Annotated in this window: 12 protein-coding genes, 1 tRNA gene and 1 pseudogene; 4 read left to right on the top strand and 10 right to left on the bottom strand. The window is 43.9% G+C overall.

Annotation, left to right across the window (positions count from 1 at the left end; all coding sequences use genetic code 11):
• From BHV83_RS14305 to BHV83_RS14285, 5 genes and pseudogenes are all read right to left on the bottom strand, one after another.
• The coding region (locus tag BHV83_RS14305) for a DUF3871 family protein (RefSeq protein ID WP_502687966.1) at positions 1–288 on the bottom strand (288 nt) is incomplete at its 3' end.
• A 307-nt stretch (positions 289–595) separates the two neighbouring features.
• A complete protein-coding gene (locus tag BHV83_RS14300; protein ID WP_057326584.1) occupies positions 596–2,560 on the bottom strand; it encodes a hypothetical protein in 1,965 nt (654 codons plus the stop codon).
• Between the two features lie 576 nt (positions 2,561–3,136).
• A pseudogene (locus tag BHV83_RS14295) lies at positions 3,137–3,547 on the bottom strand (tyrosine-type recombinase/integrase); the annotation flags it as partial.
• Between the two features lie 128 nt (positions 3,548–3,675).
• Complete coding sequence (locus BHV83_RS14290) at positions 3,676–4,941, bottom strand: site-specific integrase (protein WP_057326583.1); 1,266 nt, start codon at positions 4,939–4,941, stop codon at positions 3,676–3,678.
• Positions 4,942–5,080: 139 nt separating this feature from the next.
• Positions 5,081–5,154: transfer RNA gene (locus BHV83_RS14285), tRNA-Arg, on the bottom strand.
• Positions 5,155–5,350: 196 nt separating this feature from the next.
• Here BHV83_RS14285 and asnA point away from each other — a divergent pair.
• Both asnA and BHV83_RS14275 read left to right on the top strand, forming a co-directional pair.
• Positions 5,351–6,388 (top strand): aspartate--ammonia ligase, encoded by a 1,038-nt coding sequence (gene asnA / locus BHV83_RS14280; RefSeq protein WP_022193225.1) that lies wholly within the window; start codon positions 5,351–5,353, stop codon positions 6,386–6,388.
• Between the two features lie 21 nt (positions 6,389–6,409).
• Complete coding sequence (locus tag BHV83_RS14275; RefSeq protein WP_005867913.1) at positions 6,410–7,081, top strand: uracil-DNA glycosylase; 672 nt, start codon at positions 6,410–6,412, stop codon at positions 7,079–7,081.
• Positions 7,082–7,151: 70 nt separating this feature from the next.
• Here the strand turns inward: BHV83_RS14275 and BHV83_RS14270 are convergent, their stop codons facing one another.
• The 3 genes from BHV83_RS14270 to BHV83_RS14260 all read right to left on the bottom strand — a co-directional run bounded on the left by BHV83_RS14270 (position 7,152) and on the right by BHV83_RS14260 (position 12,978).
• Complete coding sequence (locus tag BHV83_RS14270; protein ID WP_005867909.1) at positions 7,152–9,896, bottom strand: putative LPS assembly protein LptD; 2,745 nt, start codon at positions 9,894–9,896, stop codon at positions 7,152–7,154.
• A 65-nt stretch (positions 9,897–9,961) separates the two neighbouring features.
• A complete protein-coding gene (locus tag BHV83_RS14265) occupies positions 9,962–10,504 on the bottom strand; it encodes an HDIG domain-containing metalloprotein (protein WP_005867908.1) in 543 nt (180 codons plus the stop codon).
• A 59-nt stretch (positions 10,505–10,563) separates the two neighbouring features.
• On the bottom strand, positions 10,564–12,978 hold the full coding sequence (locus BHV83_RS14260; RefSeq protein ID WP_270214888.1) for a S9 family peptidase: 2,415 nt from the start codon (positions 12,976–12,978) through the stop codon (positions 10,564–10,566).
• A gap of 96 nt (positions 12,979–13,074) precedes the next feature.
• Here BHV83_RS14260 and BHV83_RS14255 point away from each other — a divergent pair, with 96 nt between their 5' ends.
• Together BHV83_RS14255 and BHV83_RS14250 are read left to right on the top strand one after the other, a co-directional pair.
• Positions 13,075–14,268, top strand: a complete 1,194-nt coding sequence (locus BHV83_RS14255) for an exo-beta-N-acetylmuramidase NamZ family protein (RefSeq protein ID WP_122380642.1) — start codon at positions 13,075–13,077, stop codon at positions 14,266–14,268.
• A 6-nt stretch (positions 14,269–14,274) separates the two neighbouring features.
• Entirely contained in the window at positions 14,275–16,332 is a 2,058-nt protein-coding gene (locus tag BHV83_RS14250; protein WP_286757648.1) for a TonB-dependent receptor plug domain-containing protein, read from the top strand.
• A gap of 49 nt (positions 16,333–16,381) precedes the next feature.
• Here BHV83_RS14250 and BHV83_RS14245 read toward each other — a convergent pair whose 3' ends face one another.
• The gene (locus tag BHV83_RS14245; protein ID WP_057326579.1) at positions 16,382–16,831 is read right to left on the bottom strand and encodes an META domain-containing protein; all 450 of its coding nucleotides are present in this window, start codon (positions 16,829–16,831) and stop codon (positions 16,382–16,384) included.
• Positions 16,831–17,256: an META domain-containing protein gene (locus BHV83_RS14240; protein WP_041525709.1), complete on the bottom strand. Its 426-nt coding sequence runs from the start codon at positions 17,254–17,256 to the stop codon at positions 16,831–16,833. Before BHV83_RS14240 ends, BHV83_RS14245 begins: the two co-directional genes overlap by 1 nt.
• Between the last annotated feature and the right edge of the window lie 63 nt (positions 17,257–17,319).

The raw sequence follows: 17,319 nt of genomic DNA, 5'->3' as shown, positions 1-17,319 counted from the left end.
AATGTCTGGTTGTTCAATCCGTTCACCGCTAAAGAAATTCTGGACTGCTTCACCTACTGTCTCAATGAATGCAGCGTGTGAAACAGTAAGCTCGTTATCCTTGCTGAAGACTGGAACAATGCAATCGTTCTTTAGGTGATTGATGGTTGCTTCCTGCGTGTTACTCTCAATGAAGTGTAGGACATTCTTGTGCTTGGGCACTAGCAAAGTAGCTTCCTCCGCTGCTGATTGTAAACCCTGAAACCTTCTCTCTCTTGCCTCAAACGGCATGATCTGTAATGTACTCATAATGTAATTGAATTAAGTGATTATTGATTGATTGGCAAGTATGTGAATGAAGTCCTAAATGAAACGGATCGCTCAGTTTACAATTTAGGACTTCATTACTACTTGCTAAATGACTATAAGTGTTATATCATTAGGATATTTTACATATAGGGCTATTTAGTGTTACCTTTTACAGATTCGCTCAGTTGGAGATTGGGGAGTTGGTTGGTGAGTATAATTTTATTTGTGATTGATGGTGTACCCCCATGCCTGTCTGAATTTTGATTTTCCTTCTGGCAAGCATGGGGGGAGTAAATGAGGGGTGGGATCAACCGGGGAGAACATTAGGTATTATATGTTCCTCACAGTCCTTCCGTTTAAACAACTCCTCTTTAAACCGAACAAACTTGACCTTGGCCTCACCCTCCCGGTTACTACGCCTCGGATCGAAATATTCCTTGATGAGAGCTTCGGACAACTTGCACATTGCATCTTTCTTGCCGTCTCCATATCGGGAGTAGGTTATTCCGTAACAGTCCAACAGGTATCCAATCCTGTCAAGCACATTCTTTACGGGAATATATAAATCGTTACCTGTTTCTGACTCGAACTCTCTGATCATATCATGAAGAAACTCCGGGCTGAATCTTCGTTGTAGGGCTTCTTCCTCCTCGGTCTGTTTCAATAGTTTCTTGATCGCAGTCTTACCGTACTGTTGTTGTTCGATAACCTCCTTCCCTAACTTGAAGAAGGCGTTGATAAGCCATTCTTCCTCCACGCATTGTGCCCGGACGAACCGTATCGCCTCGGCATTGTCTTTTGTCGCTTCTAATGTGGATACAATAAGCTGGTATTTATCCTTCGCTTTAGCGGCTTTAATTCTGTAAATGTCATCTTCACCGACCGCTTCATCTTCGGGTTGGAAGTCCACATTGAAATATCCTGTATCTTCGTATGCCTGTCTAAGTGCATTGGGTGAGAGATAATATCCTTTCACCTGCTCGTCAAGTAATAGTTGCTCTATGGAGAACCTGTCAAATCTGTTCCGCTCGGAATTTAAGACCTCATTCAGCCGTAGCCGTTTTAATTCCTTATCATAATATGTGGGATCATCAGCTTTTATCCCTTCCTGCTGAATGGCTCGGTAACATTTGATTCTCGCCTCGATGTCTTTATATATTTCTTCTTCGGGTTTAACTTCAAGCTCGTTAGGAATTGAAGCTATAACCGTAAGAGAGTTATATCTCTTCCCGTTGGGGAACACATGCCTAAATCTGCCTTGACACTGGATGGCTTCGGTGAACGGATTGATTAGGGTGTGCTTCACATGATCGTAGTTCGACAGTATCAGCACATCGCAAAGTTCTTTCAGATTGATGTCTATTGACGGGAAGAACCTCGATGTAAACAGATTCACCCTTCTTAGAGGAAGTTCCAGCTTATCCGTACTATGTTCCAAGAAGCGGCTCTTTAGCTTGTCGGCACTGTCCTTTGAGCAGAAGACCTTGTAGTCGTCCTCTTTTATTATTCCGTCATGCAGCAATGATTCCACGATGCTACAGATTCCCTCTGTTGTCTTATAGAAGATGCACACATGGGGAGAACCGTTATCCAACAGCCTTTTTACTTCCTGCTTCACCCGACTGTAAAAGCTACGGGTTGTTATCAAAGTCATATCCTCCCGATAGTCATAGTCGGGCTTAATTTCTACCCACTTGAATTGGTGACGCAAGAACAGTGTTAAGGTGTACTTGCTCGGCTTTAACGGAGTGGCAGACACGACAGCCTTTCCCTCGAATTTGAAGAACTCCTTCATTGGGGCGGATATGCTTCTACGATAGCCTGTATCTTCTGTCAAGTGCTCGGATTCATCGAACAGGCAGAAGAACTCCTTATAAATATTCAAGCCCAAGTCCTTTGCCACCTTCAAGACTTTGCTCTGAAACCCTTCGGGGGTGGTTATGATCTTTTTGTACTTGATGTTGGGGTTCTTGAGGTAAGCGATCAGTTTCTTGACGGTCACTTCTTTGAACACCCCTTGAGCTTCATTAAAGGTCAGTACCTTGTTCTCCACCGAAGATTTGAACGGCTCAATCACGATAGAGTTTCTTGGACTTAACTTCGCGTTCAATTCCATGTAAGTAGCTCCCGTACCTGTCATTACCTTATTAATAATGGCATTGCTCGGCAGCATGGGGTAGCCTTGTCTTTTTAAGGCTTCTGACAGGTATTCGCCTTTGGAAATGTTCAGTTCGACAACCTCCAACCCTTTAAATCCATTCTGTTCACTCATGGCAAGACGGGATTAATGGGTAAGAAACTTGAGTAAAATCGCTTATATATGGTCGGTACGGATTTCGTACCTCTCCCGGAATTGGGGATGCAGACGCATATATTGTTATTAACTCTGCGAGCCGGATTACTCTTACCTTGCTGGTAAGTCCCGATAGGTAGCTCATGCCAATTGTCCGGGAAAACAGAAACTTCTTGTTCATTTAATCGAAGTTTGAATGTTTAACAATTGGATTGAAGACAAAAAAAGCTCCTGCGACTAAGTTATAGTTACAAATAGACACATTACATCCATGTATAAAGATGCAAGAGTAATATGTCTAACGTAAGTGCGGGAAGTATATCCCGGTAACTTAGTTGCAGAAGCCGCTACCTATGGTAGAATTATTGCTGTTAGGCTTCTTGTAGAAGGCCATCTTTCTTGGTATCGTTTTTGATACTGCACTGTCACGTAGGCCATGTGATGAACAGGAGATTATTCCTTGTTCTTAATCCTTTTCCCTTACCTCGTTTGTAAGATTGGGGCAAATGTATGAAGAATTTCGAGATAAGCAAGCTAATCCATGATAATTTAGAGCTAATTCCTCATCGCCTCGTCCATCTGTTCATTGTCGAAGCTATCCAGATAGATTTGAGTTACGCTTTCTGAACTATGCCCCATCAACTCACGAATGATTGAGGTAGGCACACCAGCCCTTTTCATTACGGTTGCTTAACTGTGGCGTGCGACATAGGTCGTAAGGTCAATTGGAATATCCAATGCCTTGCCAATCTCTTTCAAGCGTTCGTTCACCTTGGAGATTACCTTATGTACCCTGTTCGCTCTTTGCAATTCAGTCTTGTGAAAATTAGATAGAATAGGGAACAGGTAAGTATTGTCTTTGATACTGTATTTCTCGATCAGATCCACGGCCTGCGGTTGCAAGGGAGCTTTGATTAACTTACCGGTCTTATGTCTGGTGTAAATCAATCTGCCATCAACAATATTCTTCTTGCAACGAAAGCAATGTATTCTAATTTATCTTCTGTTAATTCCATTAATATAAACGTTAGGACAACAAAGATAGACAAGTTATCCCCACCTACATTACTGCAAGTGGGGATTTACCTTATCCATCAACCCAAAACATATTCTATCACTTTCAAATTAGCTTTATTTTCATTTACGAAGTCACGCTCGATGTAGATATCTGTAACCTTCATGCTTTCATCAAGATGATTCAACGCTGCATGCACAGTATATTTATCTATGCCTACCTTATTCAGGGCTATAGTAGCCCAAGAGTGACGGGCCGCATAAAATTCCAAATCTTCAACACCTAATTCCTTCCCCAATTCCTTCAACCCACAATTGATGGCTTTATTAAAAGTTGATTCATCCGCATAGTTTAAATAAAAATTGAATAGTCGTTTGCCAGTACAATCACTATATTTATTTACTATAGATCTAATAATTATAGGAATATCAACCATCATCTTAGCATCATCATCTCTACGTGCCTTTGTCTTCGTTCTATTGTAAACTATTGTATCTTCAATCCTTGTAGCAGCATTAAATAAGTCCACGGAATTCATTCCTATTAAACAAAATGAAAGCATAAAACAATCTTTCGCTAAATTATAACGGCAAATCGCCTCATTACCTTTAACCGTGTACCTATAGGGCAATTCCCATATCTTCTTTAATAAAACAGGGGTAATAGCTCTCTTACGTGTAACTTCTTGCTTTGGTACTTTAAAATTTTCAAAAGGAGAATTAGGTATGAGGATGATATTCCTGTCATAATCATTATAAAACCTCTTAGCCTCATTAAACAAATGCCTAACACTACTTATATAAAGAGAAGCTGATCTGTTAGAAGGTATTCGTTTACCAGAACAACGTAATACCTCGATTCTAGCCTCCCTCTCTTTATTTAAAAATTTAATGAATCCATTTAAGAAGGTTACAGTAATATCATTCACATTCAGATGTTCTTTATTGACATAACGAATTAGGGTATTCACAGCACTTTTGTAGTTCTTTACTCCTTTAACTTCTGTATTTGCAATCCACTCTCTAGCAAACTGAATAAAATCTACACTCCTATTCCTCTCACGTTCCTCGTCTAAACAATTAATAATTTCATCTAAAGTGTAACACTTCGATTCTATTTGAAAGTGAGCACACTTGTCCTGATAATAACGAACCAGATCATCAATCTCCCTTTTGATGGGAGTACCATCTTTAAAGGATAAGGACTTAGTAAGATCTTTAGCTGTTACGAACAGACTTGAAGACAGCCTTCTAACCTTTCTCTCATAAGTAAAACGAATCTTCACATTGTAACTTCCGTCATTTCTCTGTTTGTCCCTTTGGACTTCTGCCTTGATTGTCAACATTTTAATTCTACAATTTAGGGGTCAACAATAGGTCAACAACTAAGCTATATTAGTAGAATCTGCACAGAATTGGAGCCTTATCAAAGAGTCATAAAAAGAAAAAATCCTCAGTAATCAATTGATTACCAAGGATTTTTTGTGACCCGGGTGGGACTCAAACCCACGACCTTCAGAACCGGAATCTGACGCTCTATTCAACTAAGCTACCGAGCCAAAGACTGCGCAAAAGTACATATAATATCTTAGTTTAGCAAATACAGGAAAGAAATATTTTATTTTTGATATTTTGCATATAAGTATTCTGCTTATTCTGCCATTTTGCAAATAAAAGCGATCACATTCTTGTTATTTTGCCATTAATCATTATCTTTGCCGCACATATTTCACAAACACAAAGTACAACAAGTATATGAGCTATCTTATTAAACCCGCAGGGTATAAAGCCTTACTTAACTTATCCCAGACTGAAATGGGAATCAAGAAGATCAAGGACTTTTTCCAGCAAAACCTCTCATCCGAGCTACGCCTAAGGCGCGTAACCGCACCTTTATTCGTACTTAAGGGCATGGGTATCAATGATGATCTTAACGGGACCGAGCGAGCCGTCACTTTTCCTATCAAGGATTTAAACGACTCTAAAGCAGAGATCGTACACTCACTCGCCAAATGGAAACGACTGACACTCGCCGATTATCACATTGAAGAAGGTTACGGTATTTACACCGACATGAACGCCATCCGCTCAGACGAGGAGCTAGGTAATTTACACTCTTTATACGTGGACCAATGGGACTGGGAACGTGTAATGAGCGAAAGCGAACGTAATATCGATTTCCTCAAGGAAATCGTCCGTCGCATATATGCCGCTATGGTCCGTACCGAATATTTAGTTTACGAGATGTTTCCTCAAATCCGCCCGACGCTCCCCCAACAGATTCATTTCATCCATTCCGAGGATTTGTTACAAAAATATCCTACCTTTACACCGAAAGAGCGGGAAGACGCTATCACCAAGGAATACGGGGCCGTATTCATTATCGGTATCGGATGCTCGCTAAGCAATGGGGAGAAGCATGACGGACGTGCTCCGGACTACGATGATTGGTCTACGATCGCCGAGAACGGACAAACCGGATTGAACGGGGATTTATTGGTTTGGGATGATGTACTAAACCGTTCTATGGAACTATCCTCTATGGGTATCCGCGTCAATAAGGAAGCCTTGCTACGCCAGTTGGATATTTGCAAAGCCGGGGAGAAAAAGGAACTATATTTCCACAAACGCCTCTTGAGCGGTGAACTTCCGCAAAGTATCGGCGGTGGTATCGGACAAAGCCGGTTGTGTATGTTCTATCTTCGTAAGGCCCATATCGGAGAGATACAGGCAAGTATCTGGCCGGAGGAGATGCGCAAGGAAGCACGTGCGGCTGGAATGATGCTTATTTAGTTAACAGCCAACTATTATATTATGGATGTAAAGATTGAAGAAAGCTGGAAAAAACGGTTAGCCGACGAGTTTGAAAAAGATTATTTCAAGCAATTGACCGATTTCGTTAAACAAGAATACCGCCAAGGTACTGTTTATCCTCCCGGTCCTTATATGTTCAACGCTTTTGAGCACTGCCCGTTCGATAAAGTGAAGGTCGTTATCCTCGGCCAAGATCCTTATCACGAGCCGGGACAGGCGCACGGACTTTGTTTCTCCGTGCAGGATGGGGTACCTTTCCCCCCTTCCCTCATCAATATATTCAAAGAAATACAAGATGATCTAGGGCATCCGGTTCCAACAACTGGCAATTTGATTCGTTGGGCAGATCAAGGCGTATTATTGCTAAATGCCACTCTCACAGTACGAGCGCATCAAGCCGGTTCCCATCAAAATAGAGGTTGGGAGACCTTTACTGATGCTGTTATTCATCGTCTGGCGGCTGAAAGAAGCCATATCGTTTACATATTATGGGGTTCCTACGCACAAAGGAAAGGTGCTTTCATCGATTCATCCCGTAATCTGGTTCTTAAATCAGCTCATCCGTCCCCACTTTCCGCTTACCGGGGATTCTTCGGAAACAAGCATTTCAGCAAAGCCAATGATTATTTAATCGCAACTGGGCAAACCCCCATCAAATGGGGCGAGAATTAAAAATTGAGAATTGAGAATTATTGGATTGTGTAACTTTAATTTTCAATTCTCAATTCTCAATTTTCAATTATTAATACCACTGCTGTCCATCCCTATAATTACTTCTCTTATCATACTTCAAATCTTTCAATAAAGCAGAGCTTACAGCGATACTGAATGTATAGGATTTATAAGGACCGACCGGAACGAAACTAGCCGTCATTTGCCAACAGTGCAAGTTACGAGTTACGTTACAAGTCATATAAGAAATCTTCTTAGCGTCAAAATCATAAGTAGCGTTAAAGTTAAAACGCCAGTTCTTTGTCGGCTGGATATTTCCGTTAAAGCTCAAAGAGTGAGTCAAGGCGTAATCATACTCCAGTTTAGAACGATTAAAATCACCATACCGCAAGCTCAAACCATAACTAAACGAGAGGCTCCAAGGAATCTTGGAAATTAAATAGCCATCGGCATCTGTCTCACCGGTCTCTTTCTTTTTGCCCAACAGACGGCCACCACTTTCCTTATTCTCGCCCTCTCCTTCTCCATCCGGGTTCAATCCATCCGGATCTGCATTCGGATCCGTGGAAGCCGATTGATTCCCGGATTTATCCGATGAGCTATCACCTCCTCCAAACAACTTCTTGAACGTATCATTATTAAATGTATAAGAAAAACTGGTGCTAGTCCCTCTCAAACGGCCAATACCCTTGCCTGCTTTCCAACGGGGAATATCGACACGATGCCCATTCTCATCGTACGTATAGGTATCGAACTGACCATTCAAGTTCAACGTATAACTCTTGGATAATTTCAAACGTAAACCGACACTCAAGTCACTCCACTTAAATGAATCCGCCGCCATATTATAACTCATGCCTAACGACAGCTTATCGATCAGACTAATTTTCTTGAATCCAGTAGAGTCCTTATCCGAACGCACCTTCATCTCGATATTGTTATTTACGTCAAAACTGATATTTCCTTGTTTTCCCGTTCCCGGAACGCCATACATATTATGAGCGAACGGAGAATACGTATATTCACGATCCTCACCATTCGCGTCTTGATATACATAAGTCTCATAAAAACCAAAACGAGAAGAAGCGAAGTCCGGCTGGGCGCTTACCGTAATAGACGGCTCGAAGCGGTGACGGATCATCTCAACCTTATTACCCAAGAATGGCAACGGTTTATAAAAACCATACAAGGTAGTAGACGCAGAGATAGAAGCGTTAAAATCGTAAATACGATAAAAACCATACGTAGTGTCGCGGGCTACCAAAGCCTGTTTCTGCGTATCATATTCCTGTTCGATCTTGCTGGTGTACCAACGTTCCTTATAATTGAAAGAGGGAGAAATATTCAAGTACTTGAGCACGGAGAATGTAGCGCTTACCGGAATCGAGTGCTGCATAGCATTCTGCCAATCTTTGATCAAATTCGATTTGAATAATAAGTTTTCTTTTGTCGTTATACTATTACTAAACGTACCGGAATAACTCATGGAGATCTTCTCGTACCAACGCTCCTTCCCGACCGGATGTTTCCGCTTGAAAGGGAAGATACGACTCATCGTAACCGTCATGCTAGGCAAGGTCACGGCGATAGAAGAATCACGGGTCGTCTGGTTTATACTCATCGTACCGGAGATCGTGAACGGGTTATTCGGGAAACGTTTCGTTACGTTGATGGATGAACTCTTCGTATTCTGGTTCACATCGGCATATCCATTCGCATTCGGGTATAAACTGTTCTGATTATTACGGTCATACGAAGAGGTCGAGAAGTTTACGCTCGCCGAGAAAGACAGATAAGGATTCGCCTTAGGGTCTTGCGTATGCGTCCAGTTAACCTTGAAGTCCTTGGATAAATTATAGTCTGGCAAGCCCTTATCTCCCAATTTCGTCACCAAATAAGAAGCATTAAAACTGCCCGAGAATTTATAACGTTTGCGGTAAGCCGACTTGGCCGACAATCCCCAAGATCCCTTGGTATAAATCTCTCCCAACAAAGCCAAGTCCATATAATCGCTCAAGGCGAAATAATATCCACCGTCACGCAAGAAGAAACCTCTGGTAGACTCGTCTCCGAAAGTCGGCATAATAATACCGGATGAATATGTACTCGAGAACGGGAAGAAACAGAAAGGTAACCCGATCGGATACAACGGCACGTCCTCCAAGACCAGATAGACCGGACCCGTTACGATATTCTTTTTCGGGCGCACCTTCGCTTTCGTCATCTGGATGTAAAAGTGAGGATGCTCATGCTCGTCGCAGGTCGTATACTTACCACCCACCATGTTCAAGATATCCCCTTCCATCTTTTTCGTTCGCCCGGCGGTAACATACCCTTCGCCCTGCTGGGTAATCACGTCCGTGATATATCCTTTCTTGGTACCAAAATTATACCGCATCGTCTTCGACTCATACTGCTGATCGCCCTCCTTAAACAACGGATAGCCAAACTCCTGCCCGATAGAGTCGAGTCCAAACTTAGCGAACACGATGCTACTATCCATATTCATCTCAATCAATTCGGACTGCAGCTCGATATTCTGGTATTTGACATCGCCTTCCCCGTAAAGATATGCCCAGTTGCCAGCCGTCATCACGATAGAATCGGTCGCTTGATAACTGACCGGAGCATCTAGCCCGGTCTGCTTTTCTGGAATCGAATCTCCCGCTAACGTTGTACTATCCGTAGGAGCCACCAAGAGAGAATCAGTCTGCGCCAAGCTATCGGCAGGAGCGACAATCTCCTGCGCCTGCACGCCCAAGCCTCCCAAGAGGAAAACGAATAGAATGATTAGGACTCTATATATCAAAAACATTACTTCGTTCTTTGCAGTGTGTTACAGCGTGCAAATGTATAATAAATAAACGAGCCCTTATGCTTTTATTCCCCTAAAAAGAGTTTACACCAGTGTTCAAACTGCTCAACTGTCTCATTTCCATACTTGGATAAGCTCTGTTTTATCTTATCAGCCGGTTTCTCTTTCGTCAATTTAGTCTTGCTAAAGAATTTATCAGCGAAACAGATCAATTGTTCTTCCAATGACACGGGACGCATATCCCGATGTGGAACAGGCAGGTTCCGTTCCTCGATCATGGCAAGCGAAAGCCCCGTTCCCGTATGCCTCTCGCAAACTAAGGCGTGGCGAGGATACCCCTCTTTCCGCATTAAATCGGCTCCCAGATAGCCATGGCAGATATAATCGGCCTCCCCATGGCAATCGATATCCGGTGCGTTACACAAAAAGATCCCTATGTCATGCAACATCGCCGCTTCCTCAATAAAAGTCAGATCCAGATTCATCTCCGGATGCAAACGGGCCAATGCTAATGCCTTATCCGCCACGCTGCGGCTATGAGTCACCAAAATCCGGTAGGCATCCGAACTTTCCGGATAATATTTCTTTATTATATCAAGAGGTTTCATCCTATTTATTTTTTTGCGAGACAAAAATAAACAATCTCTCTCACATATACTACTTCTCATCACTGATACCCCTGAAACCAATTGCCCAGTTTCAAATCTTTTATATCCGCACCTGTTTCCCGTTCGCCTCTCAAATACTCAGAGAAGTAATCGACCATCCGCCAGTAATAATACTCATTATAGTCATCAAAATGATGACGTTTTCCCGGTACGATCAACATATCAAAGCGTTTGCCAGCCTTGATCAACTCGTCCACGACAACAATGGTATTCGCCGGATGCACATTATTATCGATATCGCCATGGATCAATAACAGATGGCCTTTCAAATTCCTCGCCAATTCCTGATTGGTCGGGATGCGAATATCGAACGAGATATTTCCCATATCATCCGTGATCTCCTTTACCCCATGATGTTTCTCTCCCCACCACCGGTTATAAATGTTATTGTCATGATTGCCGGCACAAGATACCGCTACCTTAAAGAAATCCGGATAAAGCAGCATAGCCGCTGTAGACATGAAACCGCCACCGGAGTGTCCGTGTATGCCGACCCGGTTGATATCCATGAATTTATATCGAGCGCACAACTGCTCAATAGCTACTTTATGATCCGCCATCGGATAATCACGCAAATTTCCATATCCATAATTATGATACCACTTGGAGCGACTGGGATGCCCTCCCCTATGTCCCATGCACACCACGACAAATCCGGCTTGCGCCAAACGATCCGTACGAGGATTCATCGGGATGTAGCGAAAGAAAGTTCCCTCCTGTTGCGGTCCGGGGTATACATAGTTAATGACCGGATATACTTTCGTGGAATCAAAATCAAAAGGCTTATACATGACACCATACAAATCGGTCACCCCGTCGGCCGCCTTTACCGAAAAAGGCTCAGGGAATTTATAACCTGCCATGAATAATTGGGAGAAGTCACTCTCCTCCAAGGTCATCAATCGGTTACCTTGGTTATCATACAATGCCGTAGCCGGGATCGTATTGACACGAGAATAGTTATCCACGATATATCGCATGGATTTATCCATAGAGACCAGGTGGAAATAATCGCCCGGAGTAATCAGCTTTAAGCCCGAACCATCCAGATTCACCCGATACAAATGCTCGTAATAAGGAGTCGTATCTCCCTTTTCCCGGGCATTCGCCTTGAAGTAAACGACTCGATTCTTACTGTCCACGTCTACGATGGCGTCCACATGCCAAGGTCCTTTGGTGATACGGTTTTTCAAATTTCCTTGCGCGTCATATAGATACAGATGCGCCCAACCATCCCGTTCGCTCCAATGGATCAATTCCTTACCATTATCGGTCATCGCTAGCGGGCGGGTTTCCATAGAGGTATTTAGACGTTCCTCAATGATCGCTTTTACCGAATCCTCCCCGATCGTATACGAACAGATATCCACCCGTTTCATATCCCGGCTGACACGGGTCAAATAGAAGGTCTGGTTATCTCCCAACCAGATCGAGTTCCGAGTGAGTCCCGTACGCTCCTTATCCGGTTTGGAGGCTAGATTAATTATTTGATCTTTAAAACAATCCACCCGGATTTCTTTCCGCTTTCCGGCATTTTCCAAATCAAAGAGATATAAATGAACGATTGGAGAACCCGCCTCTCCCGGCATCTGATATTTATAGGTCTCAAGTGTAGGACGAGGTTTGGCGATCGAGTTAATCACCCATAAATCTTGCACCTCACGTTGATCCGACAAAGTCGCGACGAAATAACGACCATCGGGAGACCAGTTCCCCATTACATATTTCCGCTTATGGTCACATAAAGTATCGGTATTCAAGAAGGTCCGGGGCATACCAAAGCCAAAATCTTTTTCGCCATCCGTAGTCAAGGCGATCTCGGATATCGTCTTATCCTCCGGATTCTTCACGGCTTTCTCATAATCCTCATAACTCATGACATACAGATTCAGATCTTTCGCGAAGACGACCCGCTTTTTATCCGGCGATATATTCGCCCAACGGATTTTAGCAGGAATCTCGTTTTTCGTAATCCGAGTCAACCGGGAGGACGGATAATCATACGAGAAAAAATAGTTCCCGTTCGTACCCTTTATCGAGAAAGTAAACGTGCGATCATCTTCCTTTAAGCGTAAATCTTCGATAGGAAGTTGTTGTCCGGTAAAAGGCTCTCTCACGATCTCGCTTATCTGTGCCGCCAACTCATCCCGATCGAATAATAATCGTTTATTTCTCGAATCGGGGTCCACCAGATACCAGTTTGTCCCCTCACTCGTCTTATACTCGTACCAGAATTTGTCACTATTATTAAAATAATTGGGGGTAAGGGTATAAGAGAAAAGTAACTGTTCCGCATTCGACGGGGCGAAACGGCGTGCTTGCGTATATTCCGGCAGGACATCTTGCGCATAGGTGAAAGACGCCCACGACAAACTCAAGAAGGCTACCGCATAAAAAAGTGTTTTTACATTCATATTCTTAGTATTGTCTGTTATTCGCCTCAAAAGTATAAACTTTCTGTGAAAAACATTTCGTACTTTTGCGGTTAGTATACAGTTATTATATATGTAATGAAACAGATCTTTATATTTCTAGTCATACTTTTTAGCCTGACGCCAACGGTCTATTCACAAAACGCCCCGTTAAAGCTAGGTGCCGAGCGGATGGATGTCGTCACTCGTTTACTGAAGGGTAAGCGGGTAGGATTAGTGGTCAACCAGACTTCCATTTTGGAAAAGCGGCAGATTCATTTATTAGATGCGCTAGTAGCGGAAGGCATAGACGTTAAGAAGGTGTTCGCTCCGGAACATGGATTCCGGGGAACCGGTGATGCCGGAGAGGAGATAAAAGATAGCCGAGACTTGAAAACAGGCATCCCCATCATCTCTATTTATGGGAAAAACAAGAAACCGTCCGCCGAGCAACTGGGCGACCTCGACGTAATTGTTTTCGATATACAAGATGTAGGTGCCCGTTTCTATACCTATATCAGCACGATGCATTACGTGATGGAAGCCTGCGCCGAAAACAACAAAGAGTTTATCGTGTTGGATCGCCCGAACCCGAATGACTTCGTAGACGGGCCGATCCGCCAGAAAGGATTCGAGTCTTTCGTCGGTGTCGATCCGCTCCCGATCTTGCACGGCTTGACCGTAGGAGAATTGGCATGGATGATCAATAAGGAAGGCTGGCTGAAAAGTACGCCCGATACCTGCCGGTTAAAGATCGTAAAGATGGAGAATTGGAAACACGGAGATCCCTATTGGTTGCCGGTCAAGCCCTCTCCGAACCTCCCGAATGACCAGTCTATCCGCCTGTATCCGTCGCTTTGCTTTTTTGAGGCTACGAACGTTAGCGTGGGAAGAGGAACCTATTATCCGTTTCAAGTACTAGGTTTCCCGGATCCTAAATACGGGGATTTCACTTTTACCCCGACCTCCTTGCCCGGATTCGATACCAATCCCTTGCAAAAGGATAAAGTATGTTACGGCATCGATCTGCGGGAATATCCGTTCGAAGGAGGATTAACCTTGCGATTCTTCCTCGACTTCTACAATAAAGCGGGAAAGGATCAAGCCTTTTTCTTCTCCCGTCCGAACTGGTTCGATTTATTGGCAGGCACGAAGCAGCTCCGCTACCAGATCGTAAGGGGCTTATCCGAGAAAGAGATCCGGGAAAGTTGGAAACCCGAGCTGGATCAATACAAGGCCATGCGTAAAAAGTATTTACTTTATCCGGACTATCCTACTCAAAATAAAAAATAAGAACGAATGAATTATTGGGAATCGCATACCCAAGTCGCCGTACGTTTCCGCCGATTCGACCGGAAACGTTACGCCGCGTTCCGGAGTATGCACAAAGTCATTAACATTGGAGTCGTAACAGCAAGCACGTTACTATTTGCCCTGCCCGACACGGCGCAAGCCCAAAAGGTAATCGAGCCTAACCGGACCGGCGAGGAAGCTTCCGTAGAGCTGGAAGAGGTAGAAGTTACCGCCTCCCGTGCGCCTATCGCACGGAACCAAGCGACCAAGATCGTGACAGTCATTCCCGCCCGTGAGATCGCGGCGGCGCCTGTCACCAGTATCCAAGATCTTTTAGAATATGCCGCGGGAATAGACGTCCGGCAACGAGGAGAAGGAGGCACCCAAGCCGATATCTCCATCCGGGGAGGGACGTTCGACCAAATAGCGGTTCTCTTAAACGGGGTCAACCTCTCCAACCCACAAACCGGCCATTATAGTTTTGACCTCCCGGTGAATCTCTCGGACATAGAGCGCATCGAGGTGGTATCCGGCCCTTCTTCCCGTATATTCGGGGCCAGCGCTTTCGCCGGAGCGATCAATATCATCACGAAAACAGGAAAAGAGAACAGGATCTCGACCGACAATTACGCTGGAATGCATAAGCTCTGGAAACTGGAAGCTGCCATCAATCATGCGACCACTCATTTCGGACAGCGCCTTTCCGCAGGGTATGCCTCGTCCGGAGGGTATATAGACAATACAGACTTCAAACAATTAAATCTTTTTTGGCAATCGGAACTTAAAAGCGAGGAGACCGATTTCCAATTCCAAGCTGGATACAACGACAAAGGTTATGGAGCGAATAGCTTCTACTCCGCTTCCTACCCCAACCAATACGACAAGACTCGCCGCTTCTTCCTCTCCGCCGGAGGAGAAACACATGGCAAAATCAAGTTCACCCCCAAGGTATACTGGACCCGACATTTCGACCGGTACGAGTTGTTCCGTAGCGATCCTGCCGATTGGTATACCGGGCATAATTACCATGAGACGGAAGTATTCGGAGCCAACCTCAACGCCACGACACAGTGGAAACTAGGAAGAACCAGTATGGGCGTGGAATTCCGAAACGAGGGAGTAAAGAGTAATGTATTAGGCAAGCCGATGAAGGAACCGCAAAATGTTCCTTTCGAGAAAGAGGGGCAATATCTAAAAAGCGATAACCGAAGTAACATCAGCTACTTTCTTGAGCATAACGTATTATTACGCCGCTTCACGTTGTCAGTCGGGGTCTTGGCAAACTATAATTCGGCCTTAAACGAAGGGATTCATTTCTATCCCGGAATAGATGCCAGTTTCCGTATCGGGGACAATGTCCGTCTGTATGGGAGCTGGAACCGGGCATTGCGTATGCCGACTTTCACCGATCTTTATTATGAGGGTAAGACGAATAAAGGAAATCCGGACCTAAAACCGGAGGAAAGCGAAGCATTCGAGGTCGGACTGAAATACAACACTTACTTCCTCCGGGCTCATATAGCCGGCTTTTACCGAAAAGGCAAGAACATGATCGATTGGGTGAAAGAGAAACCGGAAGATATCTGGGAAAGCCAAAATCTGACAAAAGTCGATAACCTTGGTTTCGAGACTAACCTGAGTTTATTACCGAGGGAACTGGGCAACGAACGGTTCTTTATCCGGAAAATAGAACTGGGATATGCGTTTATCCATCAAGACAAGGATAGTGAGGGGTATATATCGAATTATGCGTTAGATTATCTGAAGCACAAGTTCACGGCTCAATTAAGCCATTCTATCTGGAAAGGTTTTTCGGCCACTTGGTATGTCCGTTGGCAAGACCGGGCAGGTAGTTATACTAAATACGAGAATCTTAAGCCGGCTTATGAGGAACCTTACGCTCCTTATTGCTTAGTAGATATGAAAGTAAATTGGGAATATCAGCGGTTAAATCTATATGCGGAGTTAAATAATCTGCTCAATTCCACTTATTATGATCTGGGAAATATCCCCCAACCGGGTATTTGGTTTAAGGCAGGATTCCGTTATAGTTTCAAATATTAATACCCAGTTGTAGAGACGGGGCGTGCCCCGTCTCTACAACTGGGTGATTTTATTTTTGCTTTTTGATCACCAACAACTTATCATTATTGGTCCCGAACAAAGCGATTTCCGAAACAGGAGCCGCCTCACCCTGTGCCTCAAAGCGCACCACCTTATTAAGCGCTTCCAGCAACTCACGTTCGCCGCTCATATCCGGGCAAGCCATTCGGGTAGTCGCTACCTGTGGGAACTTAATGATATTTCTATAAGCATCATTATATTCGATCTTCCCCATCAACCGATTGCAACCGGCATTTCCCGAAAGCCCTTGACGAGCCACGTCGAACACCAAAACCTGATGAGTCTCCTCGGGATTCAACGTCTTACCGTTCATCTCCACGACACCCCATTCACCATCCAGATCCGAGAAAGAAGCTACCACCGCTTTCTTGGATTTACAGCCGGCGAACAAACCGACGCCTACCAAAAGCAGGCAAATATAAAAAAGACCTTTTCGCATTAATTTCTCTCCAATACTAATAATACATTACCATCTTGGTCTACCAGCAACATCTCATTCTCATCTTTTCCGCCCTTCACGGAACGAACCTGATCCATCGATTGAAGCACGCTCGTCTCCAAATCCATATTCGGACAAGCCATCATAGTTGTAGCGCCCGGAGCGATCGTAATAGAAGATACATCTTCCGGATCTAACGTGATCGTCGTATTGAATAAATTACAGCCTGTATTTCCATGTAATTTCTTCTCAGCCATATTGAAGTCCATCTGCGGCAGGCCTTCTTCCAAGACTTTCTCACCTTTCACTTCTACCACATTCCATTTACCTTCCAACTTCTTCACATCTGTCTTGACGTCTGAACAAGAAAACATCATCCCAACGAAAGCGGGAAGCAAAAACGCATAAAACAATACCTTTTTCATCTTCATCATAATCTTTTATAAAATATCTATTGTAATTAGTAAGACGCAAATAGAAGGCGAAAT

The sequence above is a fragment of the Parabacteroides sp. merdae-related_45_40 genome (assembly GCF_001915675.1).
The sequence above is the reverse complement of the archived record's forward strand: the minus strand, read 5'-3'. Positions and strand labels throughout refer to the sequence as shown.

Coding starts and splice junctions, on each gene's coding strand:
- BHV83_RS14250 (WP_286757648.1), top strand. CDS start 14,275: ATGAATTATTGGGAATCGCATACCCAAGTCGCCGTACGTTTCCGCCGA.
- BHV83_RS14290 (WP_057326583.1), bottom strand. CDS start 4,941: ATGTTGACAATCAAGGCAGAAGTCCAAAGGGACAAACAGAGAAATGAC.
- BHV83_RS14240 (WP_041525709.1), bottom strand. CDS start 17,256: ATGAAAAAGGTATTGTTTTATGCGTTTTTGCTTCCCGCTTTCGTTGGG.
- BHV83_RS14270 (WP_005867909.1), bottom strand. CDS start 9,896: ATGTTTTTGATATATAGAGTCCTAATCATTCTATTCGTTTTCCTCTTG.
- asnA (WP_022193225.1), top strand. CDS start 5,351: ATGAGCTATCTTATTAAACCCGCAGGGTATAAAGCCTTACTTAACTTA.
- BHV83_RS14300 (WP_057326584.1), bottom strand. CDS start 2,560: ATGAGTGAACAGAATGGATTTAAAGGGTTGGAGGTTGTCGAACTGAAC.
- BHV83_RS14245 (WP_057326579.1), bottom strand. CDS start 16,831: ATGCGAAAAGGTCTTTTTTATATTTGCCTGCTTTTGGTAGGCGTCGGT.
- BHV83_RS14255 (WP_122380642.1), top strand. CDS start 13,075: ATGAAACAGATCTTTATATTTCTAGTCATACTTTTTAGCCTGACGCCA.
- BHV83_RS14275 (WP_005867913.1), top strand. CDS start 6,410: ATGGATGTAAAGATTGAAGAAAGCTGGAAAAAACGGTTAGCCGACGAG.
- BHV83_RS14265 (WP_005867908.1), bottom strand. CDS start 10,504: ATGAAACCTCTTGATATAATAAAGAAATATTATCCGGAAAGTTCGGAT.
- BHV83_RS14260 (WP_270214888.1), bottom strand. CDS start 12,978: ATGAATGTAAAAACACTTTTTTATGCGGTAGCCTTCTTGAGTTTGTCG.